The organism is Haloferax sp. s1, from assembly GCF_058382125.1.
Window position 1 is genome coordinate 1 of the sequence record NZ_JBZRPK010000348.1, and the last position, 2,868, is coordinate 2,868.

The following is a 2,868-nucleotide window of genomic DNA, read 5'->3' on the forward strand; positions in this document are numbered from 1 at the left end:
GGGAATAGTTGAGTTCGCCGGGGCGGGTTTGCAGTTACGTCACGGAACCCTCAACGATTGGCTCACGCTGTACGCCGGGTGCTACGAGGTCGACCTCGACGCCGACTTCCCTGGGCGAGAGGCCGCCGAGGTGCTTCTCAAGACGCACAGCTTCCGCGATGGGGCGCTGTTGCTGACGTGTGTGCCGGCGGGGCGGTGAAAGGTGACAGCTGGTACCCGCCATCCGACGAGGAAACCGCCGGTGTTCCAGAGACTATTGTGAAAAAAACCGACAATTCGTCAAAACCATTACGAACAACAATTATTAACCATGAGTGTGATTGTGTACCATGGAAGTAACAGATAGTCTCAACTTCGGACACAAAGACCGGAAAGATATCTACGAATACATCGAAAGCCACGGAACCGTTCGGGAGGACGAGGTTCGGCGAGCGCTCAATTTCGAACCGGTAGCGCTCGGAACTCACCTGACGATTCTGCGGCGCGACGGCTACATCCGAAAGGTCGGAAAGCACGTCGAGGTCGCCTACGCGCCGGGTGAAGAGGAGACGTTCGAACTCGACGACCTCGACGTAACGATTCGGATGGCACAGGATGTCGACCTCGAAAGCCTTGTCGACGCTATTCACGAGGTTGCAGACGAGGGCCGCTACATCGAGGGAGAGACCGTCGCGGACGTGCTCGACCACGAAGAAGTCGTCCTCCGGCACAACGAGGTCCGTTCCCGGATGGTGTTCGTCGCGACCGTCGAAGACGAACTCGCCGGATGGGTCCACCTCGACCTGCCCGAAGCGGAGAAACTGAGCCACACGGCCGTGCTCACCGTCGGAACGCGACCGGAGTTCCGCGGCCACGGCATCGGGAGCAAACTCCTCGAACGGGGCGTCGACTGGGCCCGCGAACACGGCTTCGAGAAACTGTACAACAGCGTGCCCGCGACCAACGAGGGAGCAATCGAGTTCCTCGAAGACCACGGCTGGGAGACGGAAGCCGTCCGCGAGGACCACTACAAAATCAACGGCGAGTACGTCGACGAAGTGATGATGGCCGTCAGGCTCCGCTAAAGCGCAGGTGGAGCCATCGAACCCGAACCCGGGTTTTTATCGACCTTGTTGGGAGAGCGGACGCGCTGCGCTACCGGTCTCGGACCGGATCTACGACCAATTCTCTGCTGCGCCGTCGAGGGGTTCGGCGACGACGCCATCCTGCTGGGCGAGCGCCCGAGCATGTGCCGTACAGACGTTTCTGTCGGCGTCCCACGGGATGTAGAGTCTGACCGCCGCGACGTTCTCGCAGTCGGATTCGCTGCACTCGGCCATGCGAAATCTGTCGGCCCCGACGACCATCGGTGTATCGGCGATTCGGCTCGAAGCAGCGATCTGACAGGTGTTACTGATACCGCTCGCGCTCGTCGTGTGCCACGTCGCCGCCGTACTCGTCGACGAGCGGTTCGTAGGCGTCGCCGAGTGCGCGCATCGCTTGCGCAGTCGAGTGGAAGTCGAGTTCGTCGGCCACCGCCGACCACGCTCGCGTTTGTAACACTTTTCGGACGAGCAGGCGCTCCGCTCGCGCCGAAAGCGAGGCACAGTCGGGTGACGTGAGGTGTGCGAGTGCGAGTCTCCGGAATGCACCGGGAGCGGTCGTGTAGAGCCCCGGTCCGTAGGAGGCCCCGACGACGACACGCCACTCGTAGTCCGAGAGCGCGGCCTCGTAGTCGGCGTCGACGGCGGCGAGTGCCGCCCGCGCGACATCGGCATCGAGGTCGGAAAGGGCGTCTCCGAGTACGTCACCGACGCGCTGGAGGAACCAGTCGGCGTGTCGGTCGTGGAGTTCGTGGCCGGCCTCCGAGAGCGGGTGCAACATGAGCGCGGAGTACTCGCCGCTGGTGTCGTTTCGGGTGGTCGAGAGGTGAACCGTGCTGTAGCCGTTCTTACGCCAGAACGAGAGGAGTTCCGGGGTCGCACCGAAGCCGACACCGAGGTAGTCCGCGTCGGCTTCGAACTCCTCGCGAATCTCAGAGAGCAATCGTGAGCCGAGTCCGGACGAACGAACCGCGTGGTGGGTGGCGATTCGCATCACGCGGTAGCCGACAGGAATCCCGGCGTCCTCGTCGCGGAGTTGACTGGTGAACACGTCGGGGAGCATGTTTCCACGGATGCGCCCGCCGTCGTACATGTGCGTTCGCGTCTCGGCAGCCAGATTGCCCTCGCGGGCGAGCAGCGCGACCGAGACGATTCTCCCCTCGTAGGTGAGCGCTCGGAGCGTCAGGTTCGGCGCGTCGAGGAGCCGAGCCAAATCGTCCGGTTCGGTGCGATAGTGGGCGAGAACGAGCAGGCCGAACGCCTCCCGAAGGAGGTGTTCGTCGGCGAGGAGGTCGTCTGGCGTGAGCGTCCAGTACGAGACGTTTTCCGGGGCTGCGTCCGCGACTAACTGGTCGACAGGCGGACGGGCGTCGAGAAGAAGCGCGCGAAACGCCCACGATTCGACAGGGTCACCAGCAGCGTATCGAATCGGGTCGTCGAGGCGTACGTCAGTGACTTCGTACTCAGACTCGTCGAGTCGGTCACGGAACCGGACGGCGAAACCGCGACCTGCACCCTCGTATCCGCGGACAGTCGTACAGAACGCGACTGCGGGCGCATCGAGAAACGACGCGAGAAGTCGAACGGGGAGCGCGGCCGCTTCGTCCACAATGAGGGCGTCGGTCTCGGCGGTCGCGGCGCCCTCCCCCGCTTCCGGGGGGGGGAACGAGCGGACGCGCCCCCCACCGGGGGGCGCCAGGTCGGGCTCGTCCGCGCCCCCGGCGACGCAGTTGGCCAGGTTCGCCAGGAGGCGTGCGGCCCGGACGGACACGTCGTCGGCCCTTGG

3 protein-coding genes and 1 pseudogene are annotated in these 2,868 nt (G+C 64.1%); 2 read left to right on the top strand and 2 right to left on the bottom strand.

Annotation, left to right across the window (positions count from 1 at the left end):
• Both QT222_RS04145 and QT222_RS04150 read left to right on the top strand, forming a co-directional pair.
• A partial coding sequence (locus tag QT222_RS04145; protein ID WP_491476401.1) for a DUF8055 family protein occupies window positions 1–199 on the top strand: 199 nt, incomplete at its 5' end.
• A gap of 130 nt (window positions 200–329) precedes the next feature.
• Complete coding sequence (locus tag QT222_RS04150) at window positions 330–1,064, top strand: GNAT family N-acetyltransferase (protein WP_004060224.1); 735 nt, start codon at window positions 330–332, stop codon at window positions 1,062–1,064.
• Window positions 1,065–1,154: 90 nt separating this feature from the next.
• Here the strand turns inward: QT222_RS04150 and QT222_RS04155 are convergent, their stop codons facing one another.
• Window positions 1,155–1,319, bottom strand: a complete 165-nt coding sequence (locus QT222_RS04155) for a DUF8014 family protein (RefSeq protein WP_491476402.1) — start codon at window positions 1,317–1,319, stop codon at window positions 1,155–1,157.
• Between the two features lie 70 nt (window positions 1,320–1,389).
• A pseudogene (gene tmcA, locus QT222_RS04160) lies at window positions 1,390–2,868 on the bottom strand (tRNA(Met) cytidine acetyltransferase TmcA); the annotation flags it as partial.